Here is an 18,076-nt window from a genome sequence, read left to right as displayed (position 1 = left end):
GCATGGCGCACCGACGAGTCCTTCGCCGAATGCGCAATCATACAACTCATGCGTGTTTGTGTCGCAATTGAGTGGCGTGCGATGGAATATGCCCCATGTTAAACCGAGGCGCCAAAAAGCGCGCAGGGGAGGTGTGGACATTCGCCGTCCTCCGTCGCGGCCGATCGGTGTCCCGGATTCGTCGGTTCGCAGGGAGCTTTCGTTGCCGGACGTCGCCCTCTCGGGCCGCCGCCTCCTGATCGTCGAGGACGACTATTTCTGGGCCCACGAGCTGCTCCGCGGCTCGCAGCGGGTCGGAGCGATGGTTCTCGGTCCGGTCGGCTCCATTCGGGCGGCCGTGACCATGCTCGATCTGAACCTCGCCGTGGACGGCGCGATCCTCGACATCGATCTGCGGGGGCGGCAGGCCTACGCCGTCGCCGACCGTCTGATCGAGCGGCAGGTGCCGTTCCTGTTCGTGACCGGCTACGACGCGGGTGCCATCCCCGGAAGCTATGCCGCCGTGCCGCGGTTCGAGAAGCCGGTCACGGTCGAGACCGTGCTGGAGGCCATGAGCGCGCTGCTACCCGCCGCCTGAGCCGACCCGCCCTCCGGCGCCGGTGCCGCCCGCGCGCCCGTCCTCGAGGCGGGGACGCGAAGCCTCATCCCCAGAATCGAACCCCGGCCTTCGGACCGGGAAGTTAGTGCATCTCGCGCAGCAGCCGTTCGGCGACGACCTTCACCGGCGCGCGCCGGCCGATCAGCACGGCGAAGCGCGATTGCTCGGGATCCGACTCGAAGCGGGTGCGTCCCCAGGCGACGAGAAACTTGAGATATTCCGCTCCGAGGAGCCGAGTGACCGCCGGATCCGCCCACCAGCGGCCGAGATCGAGCCCGTCGGAGACGACCGGATAGGGGATCAGCGTCTCGCCGTCCCGCAGGGCGTGCCGCAGCTCCACGAGCGTGCGGGGCATGTGGTAGCTCGACGTCACGACCGCGATGGCGGTGAAGCCGTGGCGGCGCATCCAGCGTCGGGTCTCGATGGCGTTGCCGATGGTGTTGCGCGCCCGGTAATCGAGATCGACGCAGCAGGTGATCCAGTGCTCCTGTGACGGGTTGAGGCGCACGATCTCGTCGCGGGTGGTGCGCTCGTTGACGCCGGAGATCAGCAGCCGCTTGCCATGGCCCTCCGCCAGCAGATCGATGGCATCGCCCACGCGCTGGGATCCTCCCGTCATGGCGACGATGCCGTCGATGCCGTCCAGGCTCGGCCGCTCCGCCTGCTCGACCACGGCGACGAAGGCGAGGAACCCGCCCGCCAGGGCGAGCAGGCCGAGGACGGCGAGGCCGACGAAGACCCGAAGCAGCCGGATGCCGCGCCCCGGACGCGCCTCCGTCTCAGTCATTCGCGCGGCGGGCTGCGACGGGCGGCGTGCCGCCCGATCCGTCCAGCTCCATCCCAGAGCCTCGCAGGACGCGTCGCGGGGCGCACCGGTTTCGGGGCTGGCCTGGAGTCGGCCCGGGCCGGTCGCCTGTCGGCGGGGCGCTCGCGGAAACATGGTGGACGGAACGGGAGCTCATGGCGGTGTCGATGCCGGGACTGTCGGTTCCGAATGGTTGTCGAAACGTTAACGGGCTCGCTTGGCCGGACCCTAACGGAGGAATCGCCGCACGGTGAACCGCGATACGGCGGCCGTGACGAGGGAGGCGATCACGCCGATCAGCACGATCATCGCGTAACCCTGCCAGCCGATCTGGAAGGTGCCGAACAGTGCCTCGATCTCCTCGCCCGCCGGACCCGAGCGCCACATCCGGGCCAGGAGGCCAGCCATCGCGCAGGTCACCAGCGCGGCGCCCGCGCCCAGGGCCCCTCCCCTGAGGCCCAGGCGGAAGAAGCGGCTCTGGAAGGCCTTGGCGATGTAGTCGTCGTCGGCGCCGACGAAGTGCAGCACCTCGACCACCTCGCGGTTGCCGGCCATGGCGCCGCGGGTGGCAAAGACCACGGCGAGGCCAGTCGCGAACAGCACCAGCAGGACGATGCCGATGCCGATGCCGGCGAAGGTGTTGGCCATGGTCGAGAGGCGCTGGAGCCAGAGCGCGTGGTCGTCGAGGCTCGCCACGCCCGGCAGGGCCTCGACCAGCGCGGCGCGAAGGGCCGGCAGGTCCGGGTTCCGATCGCGGGCGAGCGTCAGGGCGATCAGGCGTGGGACCGGCAGGTCCGACAGGTCGAGGCCGCTGCCGAGCCAGGGTTCGAGCAGGCGCTCGGATTCCGCCTTCGAGAAGATGCGCGCGCCGGCGATGCCGGGGGTGTCCTTGGCCAGGGACTCGGCCCGCTTCACATCCGCCTCGATGTCGCGCCCGGCGCTCGGCCGGATCTGCACCGTCACCTCCTGCGCGACGCTGCCCTGCCACTGGCCGGCGCTGGAGACGGCGATCTCCGCCGCGCCCGCGCAGAGTGCGGCGAGGAAGGTGAGGATGGCGATGACCGCCGCCAGCGCCCGGCTCGCGGCCGAATCCGTCGGCACAAGGGGCGCGTTGCGTCGAAGGTTGGCCGGCAATGACGGCTCGGGCGCGGGCGGCGCCTTCGCCGCGGCGGTGCGGGCGGGGGAGCGCACGTCGCTCATGGGCCTTCCACCCGCAAGCGGCCTTCGGCGAGCACCATCCGGCGCGCCTCGACCAGATCCATCAGGCCGTAGTCGTGGGTTGCGATCACCACCGAGGTGCCGAGCCGATTCAACTCCATGAACAGCCGCAGCAGACGCCGGGCGAGGCTTGGATCGACGTTACCCGTGGGCTCGTCCGCGAGCAGCAGTTCCGGGCGGGCAATCAGCGCCCGGGCGATCGCCGCGCGCTGCTTCTCGCCGCCCGACAGCAGCGGCGGCAGGACATGCATCCGCTCGCCCAAGCCGACCCAGCGCAGCAGCTCCACCACCTCGGCGCGATAGCTGACCTCCGCCCGCTCCTGCACCCGCAGGGGCAGCGCCACGTTCTCGTAGGTGGTGAGGTGATCGAGCAGGCGGAAATCCTGGAACACCACGCCCATGCGGCGGCGCAGGCCCGTGAGCGCATCGTTGGAGATCCCGCTCACCTCCCGGCCGAACACCGAGACGAGGCCGCGGGTCGGGCGCACGGAGAGCAGGATCAGGCGCAGCAGCGTCGTCTTGCCCGCCCCCGAAGGCCCGGTGAGGAACTGGAAGGAGTGCGGCGCGATCTCGAAGCTCACGTCGGACAGCACCTCCGGCCCGAGGCCGTAGCGCATCCCGACGCTTTCGAACCGGACGACGGGCTCCTCCGCGCCGGACAGGAGGCTGCCCGTTTTCATCCCAGCCGACAAGGCCCGCTCACTCCACGCTTCTCACGCGACACGACGACCTTTGTGCCGCAGCCGGCTTCACGACCGGTTAACCCTACTCGGGGACAACGTTTGTGTCCTTTTCGAGAGCGCGGCAACCCGCTGCCGGGACCTGACACCGACTCCGGCTCCCTGCCTATGCTGATCGTTTGCCCGGCCTGCGCCAGCGAGTATCGCATCGATGCCGAGCGCGTCGGGACCGGCGGGCGCTCGGTGCGCTGCGCCGCCTGCCGCGAGACGTGGTTCATCTCCGCCGACGAGGTGGTCGCGGCGATGTTCGACGAGATGGCGGGGGACGAGGAGCCCGCCGCGCCGCCTCCCCCGGAGCCTCCGCCTCCGGCGGAGGAGCCCGCGCCGCGCCCGGCATCCGCCAGACCCGTCAAGCGGGGCAAGCCCAAGCGGCCGGCCCGGCGCTTGTCCCCGGCCCTTGCGGCCTGCCTCGTCCTCGCAGCCGCCCTGCCGCTGGCGCTTCTCGGGCGCGTCACCGTCGTGCGGGCGATGCCGCAGACGGCGGGGCTGTTCGCCCGCATCGGCCTGCCGGTGAACCTGCGCGGCATCGATCTCGCCGACGTCGCGGCCTTCCAGGTGGCCGCCGACGGAAGCAACCCCGCACGCCTCGTCGTGGAGGGGGATCTCGTCGCCGTCGCCCGCGAACGCGTCGCCGTGCCGCCCATCGAAGTCGAGGTGCGCGACGCCGAGGGACAGCCGCTCTACCGATGGAGCGTGCCCGGCCCGCGCCCCGCCCTGGAACCCGGCGAGCGAGCGCGGTTCAAGGCGAGCCTGTCCGCTCCGCCGGAGAAGGGGCGGCGGATCGAGGTGCGCTTTTCGGATGCGGCCCAAGCGGAGACGGGCGCAAGCGAGAGCCGGTGAGGTCCGCCGGCACGATCGACCGTTGCCCGCCGGGTACCCATGATAGAAGGCCTCGAAATCACGGCCGCCCGCGAGCGTGGTGACGATGCGGGCGCGGTCCGCCTCGACCCGATCGGCGATGGTGGCCGAACGCTCGAACGGCGCGGCGCCTAGGTCCGGGTTGAGATCAACGCGCGGTCGGCCGCCGTGCGGTATCGCCGATCGGGTGATGCGTTACGGCGATGAATCAACGGGTGTCCCGCCTCCGTCAGCCTGCAACGCTGGCGGAGGCGCCCGCACATGGTATGGTGGGTGACGGGATGGCCGAGAGCGGCCCGCGCCGCTGAAAACTCCAGCACAACATCACGAGCCGCATGAGCACCGCATCCAAACGCGTCCGCGTCCTGTTCGACGAGGCAGCCATCGCCAAACGCAACGAAGAGCTGGCCGCTCAGATCGTCGCGGCCAAGCCCGAGAACCTGCTCGTGGTCGCGGTGCTCAAGGGCAGCTTCATGTTCGCCGCCGACCTGCTGCGCGCGCTCCACCGGGCCGGGCTCTCGCCGCAGGTCGAGTTCGTGCATCTCTCCAGCTATCGCACTTCCACCGTCTCCTCGGGGCAGGTCGAGATCCTGCGCGACGTCCAGAGCGAGGTGCGCGGGCGCGACGTGCTCCTGATCGATGACATCCTCGAATCCGGCCGCACCGTCGTCTTCGCCAAGGACCTTCTGATGGCCCGCGGCGCGAAGCGCGTGCTCACCGCCGTGCTCTTGGAGAAGCCGGGCAAGCGCGCCGTGACGATCGATGCGGATTTCGTCGGGTTCACCTGCCCGGACGTGTTCGTCGTCGGCTACGGCATGGACGCCGCTCACGCCTTCCGTCAGCTCCCCTTCGTCGGCCTCGTGGACTACGACAGCAGCGACGCGGACCTGTTCGGCGGCACCTGACCGGGAAACCCCGCCCCGGAAATTCCTGATAAACTCGCGACACTTGCGGTAAATCGGCGGTCGATGGAACTCCTTCGGCTTATGAGGCTTGACAGGCCACGCTTCCGCGCGGTCACTCGGGCGTAGCAATCCACATCGAAGGAATGGGAGAGGGCTCCCGAACATGGCGCGCATCCTGCTGGTGGATGACGAGGATACGGTTCGCGGCTTCCTCAAGCGGGGGCTGGAGCTGGACGGTCACACCGTGGTCACGGCCATCGATGGCAGCGACGGGCTCGACCGCCTGTCCGAGGCCGGCGGCGGCTTCGACCTGATGCTGACCGACATCCGCATGCCGCTGATGGACGGCATCGCGCTCTCGCTCGCGGCCAAGCGCGATTATCCCGAACTGACGATCCTGCTGATGACCGGCTTCGCCGACCAGCGCGAGCGCGCCCGCGGCCTCGACGCCATCGTCACCGACGTGCTGACGAAGCCCTTCTCGCTTGCCGATCTGCGCTCCACGGTGACGCGGGCGCTGGCGGCTTAGGAACGTCGCGGGCGCTGCGCCGCGCACGGCGCGACGCCGCTGATCTCCGCGCCACCGAACCGGCACCGCCTCCGCACGCGCCATCGGCCCGATCATGCCTGACGCCTTCGGCCCGTCCGAGAGTGAGGTGCCGAAAAAGATCGTTTCCGGCCAAGCATTTCGCGGAAGTGGCGTCACGAAACGCCCGGGGTGTCGCCGAAGGCGAGCCTCGTCGGCTTTTCGCACTGCAATATTGCTGTATGGCGGGCGCTCAATCACGCGAGGCGCAGGCGAAACGATGCCGGGCACGGACAGCTTCACCCTCCAGGATCAGGTCAACATCGTCCTCGCCGAGAACATCGCGCCCTCGGCGGTGGAGGTTCTCGCGCGGGCGGGCATCCGCGACGTGCGGCGCCTGCCGCGCGCGGTCGGCTCGGCGGATGCCGGCGCGCTCGCCGACGTGCATGTCCTCGGCATCCGGTCGCGCACGCAGGTGACGACCGGCCTGCTCGACGCCGCTCCGGCCCTCGTCGCGGTCGGCTGCTTCAGCGTGGGCACCAACCAAGTCGATCTCGACGCCGCCCGGGCGCGCGGCATCCCGGTCTTCAACGCGCCCTTCTCCAACACCCGCAGCGTCGCCGAACTGACGATCGGCGAGATCGTGATGCTGCTGCGCCGCATCACACCCCGCTCCGCCTCGGCGCATGAAGGCGGCTGGGACAAGTCGGCGGAGAATTCCTACGAGGTCCGCGGCAAGACGCTGGGCATCGTCGGCTACGGCAATATCGGCGCGCAGCTCTCGAACCTCGCCGAGGCGATGGGCATGCGGGTGATCTTCTTCGATCTCACCGATAAGCTGCGCCACGGCAACACGGAGCCCGCCGAGAGCCTCGACGAACTGCTCGCCGCCAGCGACGTGGTGAGCCTGCACGTGCCGGAAACCCCGCTCACCCAAGGGTTCATGAACGCCGAGCGCATCGGCCGGATGAAGCCCGGCGCCTATCTCATCAACAACAGCCGCGGCACCGTGGTCGATCTCGATTTCCTGGCCGCCGCCCTCAAGGCCGGCCGCCTGCGCGGGGCGGCGGTCGACGTGTTCCCCGTCGAGCCCCGCTCCAACGACGAGCGCTTCGTCTCGCCGCTCCAGGGCATCCCCAACGTCATCCTCACCCCGCATATCGGCGGCTCGACCGAGGAGGCGCAGGACCGCATCGGTTCGGAGGTCGCGCGCAAACTCGTGGACTATGTCGAGACTGGCTCGACGCTGGGCGCGGTTAATTTCCCGCAGGTGCAGATCCCGCCGCGGGTCGGCGGCGTGCGGTTCATGCACGTGCACCGGAACGTCCCCGGCGTGCTCGGCCACATCAACCAGGCCTTTGCCCGGCGCGACGTCAACATCGCGTCCCAGTACCTTCAGACCGAGGGGGAGTTGGGCTACGTGGTGGTGGAAGCCGATACCGCCCCCGCCGACCGCGCCAGCATCCTCGCCGAACTCAACGCGATCGAGGGCACCGTGCGCACCCGCCTGATCCAGGCCCGGATCGCCTGAGGGATCCTTTGCAAGCCATGAGCGCGACCGGCCTGCCGTCCGACCTTCTCGCCCGGCTCGAAGCCCAGCTGGGACCGGGCGGCCTCCTGACGGACGAGGCCGATTGCGCCCCCTACGGGATCGACTGGCGACGCCTGTTTCCGGGCAGGGCCGCCGCCGTTGCGCGGCCGTCGAACACGGCGCAGGTCGCCTCCGTGGTCGGGCTGTGCCGCGAGGCCGGCATCGCCCTGGTGCCGCAGGGCGGGCATACCGGCCTCGCCGGCGGGGCCACGCCCGACGCCTCGGGGCGCCAGATCGTCCTCTCGCTCGCACGGATGAATGCGGTGCGTGCGGTCGATCCGGTCGGCCTCACCATGGAGGTCGAGGCCGGCTGCGTGGTGCAGGCGGTGCAGGGCGCGGCGGAGGCCGCCGGGCGGCTGTTTCCGGTGAGCTACGGCGCGGAAGGCTCGGCGATGGTCGGCGGCATGATCGCCACCAATGCGGGCGGCATCAACGTGCTGCGTTACGGCATGACCCGCAGCCTCGTGCTCGGTCTCGAGGTCGTGCTCGCCGACGGCAGCATCGTCGACGGCCTGCGCTCGCTGCGCAAGGACAATGCCGGCTACGACTGGAAGCAGCTCTTCATCGGCAGTGAGGGCACGCTCGGCATCGTCACGGCGGCGGTGCTGCGCCTCGTGCCGCGGCCGCGCTACACCGAGACCGCCCTGCTGGCGGTGCCCGACCCGGAGGCGGCTCTGCGCATCCTGTCCGCCGCGCAGGACGGCCTCGGCGACACGATCCAGGCCTTCGAGCTGATCTCGCGCTGCTCCTTCGATCTCCTGGAGCGCCATGCCGGCCTGTCGCGCCCGCTGCCCCCCTCCCCCTGGTGCGTCCTGCTCGAGGCGGGATCGAGCCTGTCGGGCCTGCGCGACGCGGTCGAGGGTACCCTCGGCGAGGCCTTGGAGCGCGGCGATGCCGTGGACGGCGTGCTCGCCGAATCGCAGGCGCAGTCCGCCGGCCTCTGGTCCCTGCGCGAGCGCATCACCGAATGCGAGGCGCATCAGGGCAAGTCGGTCAAGCACGACGTTTCCGTGCCGATTCCGGCGATCCCCGCCTTCCTTGAGGCCGCCGACCGGGCGCTCGCCGAGGATGCGCCCGGCACCGTCGCGAACGTGTTCGGGCACATGGGCGACGGAAACCTGCACTACAACGTCCTGGTCGGGCCCGAGCATGACGGCGCCGCCATCAACCGCCTCGTGCACGACGTCGTCGATCGCTTCGCGGGCAGCATCTCCGCCGAGCACGGCATCGGCCAGTACCGGGTCGACGAGCTGGTGCGCCGCCGCCGGCCCGAGGAAATGGCTCTGGCCTCTCGTCTGAAGCGCGCGCTCGATCCTGACGGCCTGCTCAATCCAGGCAAGGTTCTGCGGGGCTGATCCCGTTCCAAGGACGGATCTCCGGCCCCGTTCGAAGAGACGTTTCGCGTCTTCCGAAGATGGACAGGGGCCGTCCCGAGCCTCAGTTCATCTGCCAGATCGTGCCGTTGAGCAGGCAGGCGAAGGCGACCCAGGCGGCGTAGGGCACGAGCAGCCACGCCGCGGCGCGGTCGAAGCGCCAGGACAGGCGGATCGTCCACAGGATCATGATCAGCATCGCCAGCGCGACGATCAGCGCGAGGCCGAGTTGGTGGGCGGCGAAGAAGACCGGCGTCCAGGCGGCGTTGAGGACGAGCTGGGCGGCAAAGGCCGCGAGCGCCAGCCACCACGCCTTCCGCGCCGGACCCGGCACCGGGCGGGCGCCGAGCAGGCGCCAGAGCGAGATCGCGATCAGCGTGTAGAGCAGCGTCCAGGCCAGCGGAAACACCCAGTTCGGCGGGTTGAAGGCCGGCTTGCGGATCGTCGTGTACCACTCCTCGATGTTGGAGCCGGTGGAGAGCGTGCCCACCGCCGTCACCAGCGCGACCGGAAGGATCGCGGCGGCGAGCCGCGGAATGGGCGGAAGGGCCGGCCGTTCGGGGATGTCCAGGGCGCTCATGCGCTGCGCTAAGCTCCGTCGCTCGTCTGCCCGCCTTGCCCGGTTCGGCGGATTCGCTCAAGTCCGGTTCCGAACGGATCTCGAGCGAGGAAACCCATGAGCCGGTCCAACGCGCCTCACGGCGATTCCGATGCAGCCGCGCCGCAGGGGGGCTCGCCCGAACGTTCGCCCCAGCTCTCGCCCGAACACTGGAGCCCGCGCACGCTCGCCGCGCAGGCGCTCGGCCGGATCGAGCCGGTGACCCGGGCGGTGGTGCCGCCGCTCCATCTCTCGACCACCTATCTGCGCGATCCCGACAACGCCTACCGCTCCGGCTTCTCCTATGCCCGGCCCGACAACGCGACGACGCGGGAGGCGGAGGACGTGATCGCGGCCCTCGAACGGGCGGAGGCCGGCGCTCTGCTGTTCGGGTCCGGCATGGCGGCGGCGGCGGCGGTCTTCTGCGCCCTGGAGCGCGGCGACCACGTGATCGCGCCTCAGGTCATGTATTGGGGCCTGCGCCGCTGGCTGCGACAGGAGGCGCCGCGCCTCGACCTCGCCGTCGATTTCGTCGCGATGGAGGATCCGGAGGCGGTGCGCGCCGCGATCCAGCCCGGCAAGACCCGGCTGGTCTGGATCGAGACGCCGGGCAACCCGCTCTGCACGGTCACCGACATCGCCCACATCGCCGAGATCGCCCGCGCCGCCGGAGCGCGGGTCGCGGTGGATTCCACCGCCGCGAGCCCGATCCTCACCCGGCCGCTGACGCTCGGGGCCGACATCGTGATGCACTCGGCCACCAAGATCCTGAACGGCCATTCCGACGTGGTGGCCGGCGTCCTGGCCGGCGCGCGCCGGGATGCATTCTGGGAGCGACTGACCGTGATCCGCGGCGGCTGGGGCGCGATCCTCGGGCCGTTCGAGGCCTATCTGCTGATGCGGGGCCTGCGCACGCTGCCGCTGCGGGCCGCCGCCCAGAGTGCCGGCGCGCTGCGCCTGGCCCAACGCCTGTCGCAGCATCCGCTGGTGAGCGCGGTGCTCTATCCGGGCCTGCCCGACCATCCGGGCCACGCGGTGGCCGCGCGCCAGATGGAGGGTGGCTTCGGCTACATGCTTTCGATCCGCGCGGCGGGCGGCGAGGCGGCGGCAATCGAGACCGCCGCCCGCGTGGCGCTTTGGAAGCGGGCGACCTCGCTCGGCGGCGTGGAGAGCCTGATCGAGCACCGCGCCTCGGTGGAGGGACCGGGCACCCCGTGCCCGCCCGACCTGCTGCGCCTCTCCACCGGGATCGAGGATCCGGATGACCTGTTCCGCGATCTCGACGCGGCTTTGACGGGCGCGCACGGGGCGAATGACCGGCCGAGTGCCTGACCCTTTCGGATTTTTGTGGAAAGGGCGTGGGCGGTTGCGGATGCCGCGCGTTGTCGGGACGACTAATCTCGAACCCGCCACGCGAACCGCCATGCTCAACCGCACGCTCCTCCTGCTCGCGCTGTGTCTGTCCACCGGCGCGGTCCGGGCCGCCGATGGACCGCCCAAACTCGACGTCGAGGCGACCTGCAGGTCGGCGGAGCGGGTGCAGAAGACCCTCAGCGACAATGCCAGCAAGGATGCCTGCCTCAACTCCGAGCGCGGCGCGGAGTCGGATCTCAAGAAGCGCTGGGGCCAGTTCCCGGCCGCCGCCAAATCGCAGTGCACGCAGCAGTTCGAGGCCGGCGGTTTCCCGTCCTATGTCGAGCTGCTGACTTGCCTGGAACTCGCCAGCGGCACGGTGCCGACGCAGCCGTCCTCCGACCAGCCCGCCACGTCCGATGTCGGCGGCGCGGCCGGCAGCGGCGGCAGGAAGACCGGGAGCAGCCTCACCCGTGAGCCCGCTCCGACCCAGCGCACCAACCCGATCGAAGTCCTGGACGGCAAGTAGCGGGGCGATCCGGCGGGACGCGGCTCAGCGCAAGGTCGGCGCCCCTGCCTCGTCGATGGCGACGGACAGCCAGGGCGAAGGCGCGCCGACGATCGCGGCGGGCTCGGCACCAGCCGTCCGGCCGTGGTGCAGTTCGAGCAGTTCCGGCGCGGGGCGGGTGTCGTCCTCGGTCAGGAACAGGCCGCGCGCCTTCGAGCCGAGGCCGAGGCGGGTGCTGCTGGTGAGCACGCTCTGAACCGGGCTCGTCAGTAGGGCGAAGGCGATCGGGGCCATCCACAGCGCGAGCCAGGGGCTGCCGAAGGCGAGCAGCACCGCCAGCGCGCCGCCCGCGGCCACCGCGTCGCTCTGCAGGCGGAAGGCCTCGCCCCACGGGACGCTGCGATCGTCGCGGGATTGCGCGTCCCAGCGCACCACCCGGCCGAACAGGGTCGTTACCACGGCGCCGGCGGCAAACAACGCCATCACCGGCCAGAGCAGCACCCAGATCGCCTGTTCGAGCGCCGCGCTGACGAGGAGCGAGCGGGTGCCGCCGAAATCCGCCCGGCGTCGGGGCGAGGTGAGGACGTAGCCGAGGCTAAGGAGCTTCGGCAGCGCCATGATCGCGACCACGAGCGCGGCGAGCGCCCAGGCGGCGGGGCTTCCGCCGTCGATGCCGTAGCCGATCAGGCCGAGTTCGCCGGAGCGGAGGGCCTGCCACGTGCCGAGCGCCAGGAAGGCGATCCAGAGCGGGTAGACGCAGTAGCCGAGGATGCCGACGCCGAGATGCCAGCGGCTCGCGCCCGGCAGGCCCTTCCAGGGCAGCACGCGGATGTGCTGGAGGTTGCCCTGGCACCAGCGCCGCTCGCGCCCGAGCAGATCGATGAGGTTGGTCGGCATCTCCTCCCAGGTGCCGCCCATCTCCGGCAGCAGGCGCACATCCCAGCCGGCCCGGCGCAGCAGCGCGCCCTCGACGATGTCGTGGCAGAGGATCTCGCCTCCGAGCGGCGGCTTGCCCGAGAGCACCGGCAGTTCGGCATTGTGGGCGAAGGCCTCGATCCGCAGGATCGCGTTGTGGCCCCAGTAGGAGCCGTCCGGCCCTTGCCACGTCTCCAGGCAGCGCAAGGACAGCGGCGCGTAGAGGCGCACGGCGAATTGCTGGATGCGGGCGAAGAGCGTGTCGCGGCCGGCGGCGTAGGAGACCGTCTGGATCAGGCCGGTGCGCGGGTTCTCCTCCATCAGCCGGGCGAGGCGGCGCATGGCGGCGCCGGTCATCAGGCTGTCGGCGTCGAGCACGATCATGAAGTCGTATTCGTGCCCGTAGCTGCGGCAGAACTCTGCGATGTTGCCGGCCTTGCGGCCGCTGTTCTCGGTCCGGCGCCGGTAGCGGATGCGCGGCAGGCCGCGGCCCTCCCGCCGGGCCCAGGCCTGGATGCGGGCGAATTCGTGCTCCTCGACCGCGCTGATCGCCCCCTCCCGGGTGTCGGAGAGAACGAAGATGTCGATGTCCGAGCCGTCGCCGCCCTCGCGCTGAAGCGAGCGGGCCATCACCCGGATCGCCGAGAACACCGCGATCGGATCCTCGGCATGGATCGCCACCACCGCCGCCGTCCGGCTCAGGCCCGTCGGGCGGGTCGAGATCGTGGCGGCCCTCCGCTCCAGCGGCGAAAGGGCGCGCTCGCCCATCAGCGCGGCGATCAGGCCGTAGAGGTACTGCCACGCGGTGAAGCTCTGCCACGCCATCAGAACGGCGAAGAGCCCGAACACCGTGCGCCCGAGCCACGTCTCCGGCAGACCGTAGGCGGCGAGCGCCAGGGCCGCGATCGCGGCGGCGGTGAGGAGCGTCGGAGCGGCAAGCGCGAGCCGGCGCAGCCGGAACGAGGCCGGGCGCGGCGCGGGGCCCGCGCCCCTCGGGCGGGTTTCACCCCCGGCCCCCGGCTCGACGGCGCGGTCCGCCTGCGGCAAGTCTGGGCTGGACATGATCGGCGTCGACACTCGCGGGAGGGATGAACGGATGGCAGGACCGATGGACGCGGACCCTGAGGCGCCCGTGGCGATCGGCGTTTCGCGGCGCGCCCTGGTCCGTGGCGCTGTTCGTGGTGCGCTTGCCGGTTCGGCCGGCTTGGGTGTTTCTGCCCTTCTCGACCTGAATGCCGCCAGAACGATGGCTCAACCGTTGGAAAACGCCCAGCCCCGAGCGGCCCCGAAAGCTCGTCCCGTCACCTTCGAGGCCGTGGCGGAGCGTGCCGAGCGGCTTGCCGCGGCGGATTACCGCCCGCAGCCCGCCGACCTGCCGCCGGAACTGGCGACGCTCGACTACGACGCCTTTCAGGCGATCCGCTTCCGGCCTGAGGCGACGGTGCCGCTCGGCCCCCGGTTCTCGCTGCAGCCCTTCCACCGCGGCAACCTGCACGCCAAGCGCGTCGAGATTTTCCTGCAATCGCGCGACGGCGTGCGCCCCTTCGGCTACGACCCGGCCTTGTTCGACCTCGGGCCGGCGCTGCAGGGCCGGCGCTACCCGGCCTCGCTCGGCTATGCGGGCTTCCGCATCGCCCACGGCTTCGATGGCGACCAGCCGGGCAACCACGAAGAATTCCTGGTCTTCCTCGGCGCCTCGTACTTCCGCATCCGCGGCCGGGGACAGACCTACGGCCTCTCGGCCCGCGGCGTCGCGGTGAATACCGGGCTGCCGCAGGGCGAGGAATTTCCCGATTTCACCACCTTCTGGATCGATGTGCCGGACGGGGATGCGGGCGCGATCACCATCCTCGCCCTCCTCGACGGGCCGAGCCTCGCGGGGGCCTACCGCTTCGCCGTCACGCCGGGCGATCCGTCGCGCGTCGCGGTCGAGACGGCCTTGTTTCCCCGGCGCCCCGTCGCCGCGCTCGGGCTCGCGCCGCTCACCAGCATGTTCCTGTTCGGCGAGAACGGGCCGGCGATCCGCGGCGCCGAGCCGTTCGACGATTTTCGCCCGCAAGTGCACGATTCCGACGGGCTCCTCGTGCAGACGCCCGGCGACCGTCTGTGGCGGCCCCTCGTCAACGGCCGGGCCGCGCCGCAGATCTCGTCGTTCCGTGCCGCCCCGCTCGAAGGCTTCGGGCTGATGCAGCGGGAGCGGCGCTTTGCCGCCTATCTCGACGTTCAGGCCCGCCACGAGGATCGGCCGGGGCTGTGGGTGACGCCGACGGAGGGTTTCGGTGCGGGCGCGGTGCGCCTCTTCGAGATCCCCTCGCGCACCGAGGCGACCGACAACATCGTCGCCGCCTTCGTGCCGGAGGCGCCCGTCGCGGCCGGCAAGTCCCTGCGGCTCGCCTATGCCCTCGCCACGGTCGGTCCCGAGCCGGTGCCAGCGATCGCGCCGCCGCTCGCCCGCGTGGTCTCGACCCGCGTCGGTTCCGCCGAGCGTCTGCGCCCGACCAACCCGCCTTCGCCGCAGCGTCGCCTCTACGCCATCGACTTTGAGGGGCCGGGCCTGCCCGAGGATCCGAAGGCGGCCATCGACGTGGCACTCTCGGCCACCGCCGGCGCCCTGGTCGAGCCCTATGCCGAGCGGGTGCCGCAGACAGGAGGCTGGCGCCTCTACGCCGAGTTCCGGCCGCCCGAGTCCCGGCCGGCGGGCGACGTGGTGCTGCGCGCCCGCCTCTCCCATGCCGGGCGGGTCATCACCGAGACGTGGGACGCCGTCGCCTGATGCGGGTGAACTGGGCGGGCTTCGGGCCGTTAACCGGGCATCATCACGCCCGAACCCGGAGTCAGGGATGCGTCCCAGCCTGTCCAGCGTCCCGAGATCCGTCCTTCCTGCCCTCGCGCTCATGCTCGCCTGCGCCCCCGTTACGGTGCGCGCCGAGGCCGCCGCGTCGGGCAGCCAGTCCGCGCCGCGCTTCATCGAGCAGCCCGAGGCCGGCACGATGCGCGGCTCGAAGGTGATCGGCGTCGGCGTGGTCGGTGCGGACCATGTCCGTGTCGGCAAGATCGAGGACGTGCTCGTGGACGGCACCGGCCGGATCCAGGCTGTGGTGATCGGCGTCGGCGGCTTCCTCGGCGTCGGCGAGAAATACGTCGCCGTGCCGTTCGACCAACTCGCCTGGAACTTCGGTGATGTCCCGCTCACCGGGGGCGTCACATCGGTGGTGACACCCGAGAACGCGCCCAGCCAGAAGGCCGCCGATCAGGCCGGTCCGGAGACGATGCCGGGCTCCCAGACCTCGCCCGAGACGCTCGGCGCCGTGCAGAACCAGCATAGCGGCCGCGTGACCGACGCGACCGGCTCCGTCGAGGCGAAGCGGCCCGCTTCCACCCCTGCGACGGTGCTCGCGGGCCACGACCTGATCCACGCCGAGGTGCGCCTGACCAAGGCGCAGCTCAACGACGCGCCGGCCTTCCGCTTCGAAAAGGCCGACTGATAACGGTCCCCGATCCGGGCGGCCCGATTTTTTGGAGTTCGCGTAGCATGAGACACGCCGCCCTCGCCCCCGCACTCTGGCTCGCCGGTCTCCACGGGGCGCTCGCCCAGGCGAACAAGGACGCCCCGCCGATCCCCGAGACGGGCCCGGCGGGTTCAAGCTCCGGCGCGGCCACCGCCGCAGCGACGGATTTCAACTGGGTCTGGATCACCGTGCTGATCGCGCTCGCGGTTCTGGCCCTGTGGATGTTCGCCCGCCGACGTCAGTCCGGCCCGCCGCCGCGGCGGTAGGACCCCTTTTCAGGCGCAGCCGCCCCCCTTCGCGCACCGTGACGGCCGTTAGGACGGCCCAGGGGCGGCGATCCTCAGCTCTTCTTCGCGCTCGGGAAGAACAGTTGCTCGCCGTTGATCGTGTAGTCGGCGATCGCCTTCTGCCCCTCGGGCGAGACCAGCCAGTCGATGAAGGCCTGCCCTTCCTTCACCTTCACGCTGGGGTGCTTGTCCGGGTTCACCAGCATCACGCCGTAGGGGTTGAACAGGCGCGGATCGCCCTCGACGAGGATGGTCAGATCGCCCCGATTCTTGAACGAGAGCCAGGTGCCGCGGTCGGCCAGGATGTAGGCGCCGAGGGACGAGGCGGTGTTCAGTGCCGGGCCCATGCCCTGGCCGACGTCGCGGTACCAGTCGCCGCGAACCGCGCCAAGATCGATGCCCGCCTCCTTCCAGCTCCGCAGCTCGGCGCTGTGAGTGCCGGAGCGGTCGCCCCGCGAGACGAAGGGTGCCTTGGCCGCCGCGATCTTCCGGAAGGCCTCCTCGACGCCCTTGCCGCGGATGCCGGCCGGATCGTCCTTCGGGCCGATCAGCACGAAGTCGTTGTACATCACGTCCTGCCGCGCCTTGGCGAAGCCCTCCGCGACAAACTTGTCCTCGGCCGGACGGTCGTGGACGAGCACCACGTCGGCGTCCCCCCGGCGCGCCGCGTCGAGGGCCTGACCGGTGCCGAGCGCCACCACCTTCACCTCGATACCGGTCTTCTGCTTGAACAGCGGCAGGATGTGCTTGAACAGGCCCGATTGCTCGGTCGAGGTCGTGGACGCGACCACGATCGAGGCCGGCTCGGCCGAGAGCGGCGTGGCGGCGCCGAGCGCAGCGAGGAGCGAGAGGGTCAGGAAGCCGCGGCGAAGGAGGTCCAAGGCAGTTCTCCGGTCAGATAGGCCCGCGCCTCGACGGTGCGGGGTGAAAAGAGGAGGGATCGAGTCGGGCCCCGCTCCACGGCGCGGCCGGCGGCGAGCACCACGGTCTCGTCGGCGAGCCGGGCGACCTGCCCGAGATTGTGCGAGACGAGGAGCACGGCGGTGCCGGCCCCGGCCATCTCGGTGATCAGGCCCTCGATGGTCTCGGTCGCGGCCGGATCGAGGCTCGCGGTCGGCTCGTCGAGGAGCAGGAGGTCGGGCCGCATCGCCCAGGCCCGGGCAAACGCGAGGCGCTGCTGCTCGCCGCCCGAGAACCGGGTCGCGGCATCGCCCGCCCGCTCGAGGAGGCCGACCCGGGCGAGCGCGGCGTCGATGCGCTCAAGGCGCTCACGGCGCGACAGCTTCAGGGAAACGAGGCCGAGGGCGACGTTGGCGCGGGCACTCGCCCGCACCAGGGCCGGACGCTGGAACACGAAGGCCCGGCGGCCCGGAGACAGGCGGACCGTGCCCGCGTCCGGCCGGATCAGGCCGTCGATCACGCGCAGCGTCACGCTCTTGCCGGCCCCGTTCGGGCCGATCACCGCGGTGATGCCGGGCGCGGCGACGTCGAGATCGAGACGGTCGAGGATCGTCCGCCCATCGCGCGTCAGGCTGACGTTTTGCAAATGGATGGCGGGGGGCTCGCTCATCCGTAGGCCTTCGCCGCATGGCTGCGCAGGATCGCCGCGGCGGCGTTCACGGCGAGCACGAGGGCCATCAGCACGGCGCCGAGCGCCAGGGCGAGGCTGAGATCGCCCTTCTGCGTCTCCAGGGAGATCGCCGTGGTCATGGTGCGGGTATGCCCGTCGATGTTGCCGCCGACGACGAGCACCGCACCGATCTCCGAGATCGCCCGGCCGAAGGCGGCGAGCGCGGCGGTGAAGAGCGAGAAGCGCGCGTCGTAGATCAGCACGCCGGCCCGACGCGGTGCCGAGAGGCGCAGCGACCGGAGTTGCTCGCCCAGATGCGCCTCGGCGTCGGCGATGACCTGCCGGGTCAAGGCTGCGACCAGCGGCGTGGCGAGCAGGGCCTGCGCCGCCACCATGGCAGCGGGGGTGAACAGCAGGCCGAGGGCGCCGAGCGGCCCTGAGCGCGAGAGCAGCAGGTAGAGCACGAGCCCGACGATGACCGGCGGCAGGCCCATGAAGGCGTTGAGCAGGCCGACGACCGCCCCCCGACCCGGAAATCGCGCCACCGCGATCAAGCTCCCGAGCGGAATGCCGAGAAGCAGGCCGATCCCGACGGCAGTCAGGCTGACACGCAGGGACAGCCACGCGATCGACAGGACATCCCGGTCGAGCGTCGACAGGCGGAAGAGCGTCTCCTGAAGGGTCTGGCTCAAGGCGGTTGGAATAAAGGAATGGGGGATGCG

General features: G+C 71.0%; 19 protein-coding genes. 11 read left to right on the top strand and 8 right to left on the bottom strand.

Annotation, left to right across the window (positions count from 1 at the left end):
- Positions 1 to 202: 202 nt before the first annotated feature.
- Positions 203 to 577: a response regulator gene (locus HNR51_RS08685; protein WP_141951782.1), complete on the top strand. Its 375-nt coding sequence runs from the start codon at positions 203 to 205 to the stop codon at positions 575 to 577.
- A gap of 103 nt (positions 578 to 680) precedes the next feature.
- Here HNR51_RS08685 and HNR51_RS08680 read toward each other — a convergent pair whose 3' ends face one another.
- The 3 genes from HNR51_RS08680 to ftsE all read right to left on the bottom strand — a co-directional run bounded on the left by HNR51_RS08680 (position 681) and on the right by ftsE (position 3,301).
- Entirely contained in the window at positions 681 to 1,385 is a 705-nt protein-coding gene (locus tag HNR51_RS08680; protein WP_182554688.1) for a YdcF family protein, read from the bottom strand.
- 246 nt (positions 1,386 to 1,631) lie between these two features.
- Positions 1,632 to 2,603 carry a cell division protein FtsX gene (locus HNR51_RS08675; RefSeq protein ID WP_182554687.1) on the bottom strand — a complete coding sequence of 324 codons (972 nt, stop codon included), beginning with the start codon at positions 2,601 to 2,603 and terminating at the stop codon, positions 1,632 to 1,634.
- On the bottom strand, positions 2,600 to 3,301 hold the full coding sequence (gene ftsE, locus HNR51_RS08670) for a cell division ATP-binding protein FtsE (RefSeq protein WP_182554686.1): 702 nt from the start codon (positions 3,299 to 3,301) through the stop codon (positions 2,600 to 2,602). Before ftsE ends, HNR51_RS08675 begins: the two co-directional genes overlap by 4 nt.
- Before the next feature lie 168 nt (positions 3,302 to 3,469).
- Between ftsE and HNR51_RS08665 the strand changes: the two genes are divergently transcribed.
- From HNR51_RS08665 to HNR51_RS08645, 5 genes are all read left to right on the top strand, one after another.
- A complete protein-coding gene (locus tag HNR51_RS08665) occupies positions 3,470 to 4,201 on the top strand; it encodes a zinc-ribbon domain-containing protein (protein ID WP_182554685.1) in 732 nt (243 codons plus the stop codon).
- A 353-nt stretch (positions 4,202 to 4,554) separates the two neighbouring features.
- On the top strand, positions 4,555 to 5,124 hold the full coding sequence (gene hpt / locus HNR51_RS08660) for a hypoxanthine phosphoribosyltransferase (RefSeq protein WP_012454855.1): 570 nt from the start codon (positions 4,555 to 4,557) through the stop codon (positions 5,122 to 5,124).
- Positions 5,125 to 5,287: 163 nt separating this feature from the next.
- Positions 5,288 to 5,653 (top strand): response regulator, encoded by a 366-nt coding sequence (locus HNR51_RS08655; RefSeq protein ID WP_012454854.1) that lies wholly within the window; start codon positions 5,288 to 5,290, stop codon positions 5,651 to 5,653.
- 277 nt (positions 5,654 to 5,930) lie between these two features.
- Positions 5,931 to 7,181 carry a phosphoglycerate dehydrogenase gene (serA, locus tag HNR51_RS08650; protein WP_182554684.1) on the top strand — a complete coding sequence of 417 codons (1,251 nt, stop codon included), beginning with the start codon at positions 5,931 to 5,933 and terminating at the stop codon, positions 7,179 to 7,181.
- Between the two features lie 17 nt (positions 7,182 to 7,198).
- A complete protein-coding gene (locus HNR51_RS08645) occupies positions 7,199 to 8,596 on the top strand; it encodes an FAD-binding oxidoreductase (protein ID WP_182554683.1) in 1,398 nt (465 codons plus the stop codon).
- 82 nt (positions 8,597 to 8,678) lie between these two features.
- Here the strand turns inward: HNR51_RS08645 and HNR51_RS08640 are convergent, their stop codons facing one another.
- Complete coding sequence (locus HNR51_RS08640) at positions 8,679 to 9,194, bottom strand: TspO/MBR family protein (protein ID WP_012454851.1); 516 nt, start codon at positions 9,192 to 9,194, stop codon at positions 8,679 to 8,681.
- 96 nt (positions 9,195 to 9,290) lie between these two features.
- On the opposite strand from HNR51_RS08640, the gene HNR51_RS08635 reads away from it, so the two are divergent.
- Together HNR51_RS08635 and HNR51_RS08630 are read left to right on the top strand one after the other, a co-directional pair.
- Positions 9,291 to 10,544, top strand: a complete 1,254-nt coding sequence (locus tag HNR51_RS08635) for a trans-sulfuration enzyme family protein (RefSeq protein ID WP_182554682.1) — start codon at positions 9,291 to 9,293, stop codon at positions 10,542 to 10,544.
- Positions 10,545 to 10,635: 91 nt separating this feature from the next.
- Entirely contained in the window at positions 10,636 to 11,094 is a 459-nt protein-coding gene (locus tag HNR51_RS08630; RefSeq protein WP_041371464.1) for a hypothetical protein, read from the top strand.
- Between the two features lie 24 nt (positions 11,095 to 11,118).
- Here HNR51_RS08630 and mdoH read toward each other — a convergent pair whose 3' ends face one another.
- Positions 11,119 to 13,050, bottom strand: a complete 1,932-nt coding sequence (mdoH, locus tag HNR51_RS08625; RefSeq protein WP_182554681.1) for a glucans biosynthesis glucosyltransferase MdoH — start codon at positions 13,048 to 13,050, stop codon at positions 11,119 to 11,121.
- A 34-nt stretch (positions 13,051 to 13,084) separates the two neighbouring features.
- Here mdoH and HNR51_RS08620 point away from each other — a divergent pair, with 34 nt between their 5' ends.
- The 3 genes from HNR51_RS08620 (at position 13,085) to HNR51_RS08610 (ending at position 15,763) form a co-directional block, all read left to right on the top strand.
- A complete protein-coding gene (locus HNR51_RS08620) occupies positions 13,085 to 14,761 on the top strand; it encodes a glucan biosynthesis protein G (protein WP_182554680.1) in 1,677 nt (558 codons plus the stop codon).
- Between the two features lie 67 nt (positions 14,762 to 14,828).
- Positions 14,829 to 15,473, top strand: a complete 645-nt coding sequence (locus HNR51_RS08615; RefSeq protein WP_182554679.1) for a PRC-barrel domain-containing protein — start codon at positions 14,829 to 14,831, stop codon at positions 15,471 to 15,473.
- Between the two features lie 47 nt (positions 15,474 to 15,520).
- Positions 15,521 to 15,763, top strand: a complete 243-nt coding sequence (locus tag HNR51_RS08610) for a hypothetical protein (RefSeq protein WP_012454845.1) — start codon at positions 15,521 to 15,523, stop codon at positions 15,761 to 15,763.
- 74 nt (positions 15,764 to 15,837) lie between these two features.
- On the opposite strand, the gene HNR51_RS08605 is transcribed toward HNR51_RS08610, so the two are convergent.
- The 3 genes from HNR51_RS08605 to HNR51_RS08595 are packed head-to-tail and all read right to left on the bottom strand — an operon-like array spanning position 15,838 to position 18,046.
- Positions 15,838 to 16,665 (bottom strand): ABC transporter substrate-binding protein, encoded by an 828-nt coding sequence (locus tag HNR51_RS08605; protein ID WP_182554678.1) that lies wholly within the window; start codon positions 16,663 to 16,665, stop codon positions 15,838 to 15,840.
- The gene (locus HNR51_RS08600; protein WP_182554677.1) at positions 16,638 to 17,354 is read right to left on the bottom strand and encodes an ABC transporter ATP-binding protein; all 717 of its coding nucleotides are present in this window, start codon (positions 17,352 to 17,354) and stop codon (positions 16,638 to 16,640) included. Before HNR51_RS08600 ends, HNR51_RS08605 begins: the two co-directional genes overlap by 28 nt.
- Complete coding sequence (locus HNR51_RS08595) at positions 17,351 to 18,046, bottom strand: ABC transporter permease (RefSeq protein WP_152277352.1); 696 nt, start codon at positions 18,044 to 18,046, stop codon at positions 17,351 to 17,353. The genes HNR51_RS08600 and HNR51_RS08595 overlap by 4 nt, the downstream gene beginning before the upstream one ends.
- Positions 18,047 to 18,076: the final 30 nt, after the last annotated feature.

It is taken from the genome of Methylorubrum thiocyanatum (assembly GCA_014138645.1).
Lineage (GTDB): Bacteria > Pseudomonadota > Alphaproteobacteria > Rhizobiales > Beijerinckiaceae > Methylobacterium > Methylobacterium thiocyanatum.
This window is presented reverse-complemented; position numbering and strand designations above follow the sequence as displayed.

Coding starts and splice junctions, on each gene's coding strand:
- HNR51_RS08610 (WP_012454845.1), top strand. CDS start 15,521: ATGAGACACGCCGCCCTCGCCCCCGCACTCTGGCTCGCCGGTCTCCAC.
- hpt (WP_012454855.1), top strand. CDS start 4,555: ATGAGCACCGCATCCAAACGCGTCCGCGTCCTGTTCGACGAGGCAGCC.
- HNR51_RS08620 (WP_182554680.1), top strand. CDS start 13,085: ATGGCAGGACCGATGGACGCGGACCCTGAGGCGCCCGTGGCGATCGGC.
- HNR51_RS08635 (WP_182554682.1), top strand. CDS start 9,291: ATGAGCCGGTCCAACGCGCCTCACGGCGATTCCGATGCAGCCGCGCCG.
- mdoH (WP_182554681.1), bottom strand. CDS start 13,050: ATGTCCAGCCCAGACTTGCCGCAGGCGGACCGCGCCGTCGAGCCGGGG.
- ftsE (WP_182554686.1), bottom strand. CDS start 3,301: ATGAAAACGGGCAGCCTCCTGTCCGGCGCGGAGGAGCCCGTCGTCCGG.
- HNR51_RS08655 (WP_012454854.1), top strand. CDS start 5,288: ATGGCGCGCATCCTGCTGGTGGATGACGAGGATACGGTTCGCGGCTTC.
- HNR51_RS08600 (WP_182554677.1), bottom strand. CDS start 17,354: ATGAGCGAGCCCCCCGCCATCCATTTGCAAAACGTCAGCCTGACGCGC.
- HNR51_RS08645 (WP_182554683.1), top strand. CDS start 7,199: ATGAGCGCGACCGGCCTGCCGTCCGACCTTCTCGCCCGGCTCGAAGCC.
- HNR51_RS08640 (WP_012454851.1), bottom strand. CDS start 9,194: ATGAGCGCCCTGGACATCCCCGAACGGCCGGCCCTTCCGCCCATTCCG.
- HNR51_RS08630 (WP_041371464.1), top strand. CDS start 10,636: ATGCTCAACCGCACGCTCCTCCTGCTCGCGCTGTGTCTGTCCACCGGC.
- HNR51_RS08675 (WP_182554687.1), bottom strand. CDS start 2,603: ATGAGCGACGTGCGCTCCCCCGCCCGCACCGCCGCGGCGAAGGCGCCG.
- HNR51_RS08615 (WP_182554679.1), top strand. CDS start 14,829: ATGCGTCCCAGCCTGTCCAGCGTCCCGAGATCCGTCCTTCCTGCCCTC.
- HNR51_RS08665 (WP_182554685.1), top strand. CDS start 3,470: ATGCTGATCGTTTGCCCGGCCTGCGCCAGCGAGTATCGCATCGATGCC.
- HNR51_RS08680 (WP_182554688.1), bottom strand. CDS start 1,385: ATGACTGAGACGGAGGCGCGTCCGGGGCGCGGCATCCGGCTGCTTCGG.
- serA (WP_182554684.1), top strand. CDS start 5,931: ATGCCGGGCACGGACAGCTTCACCCTCCAGGATCAGGTCAACATCGTC.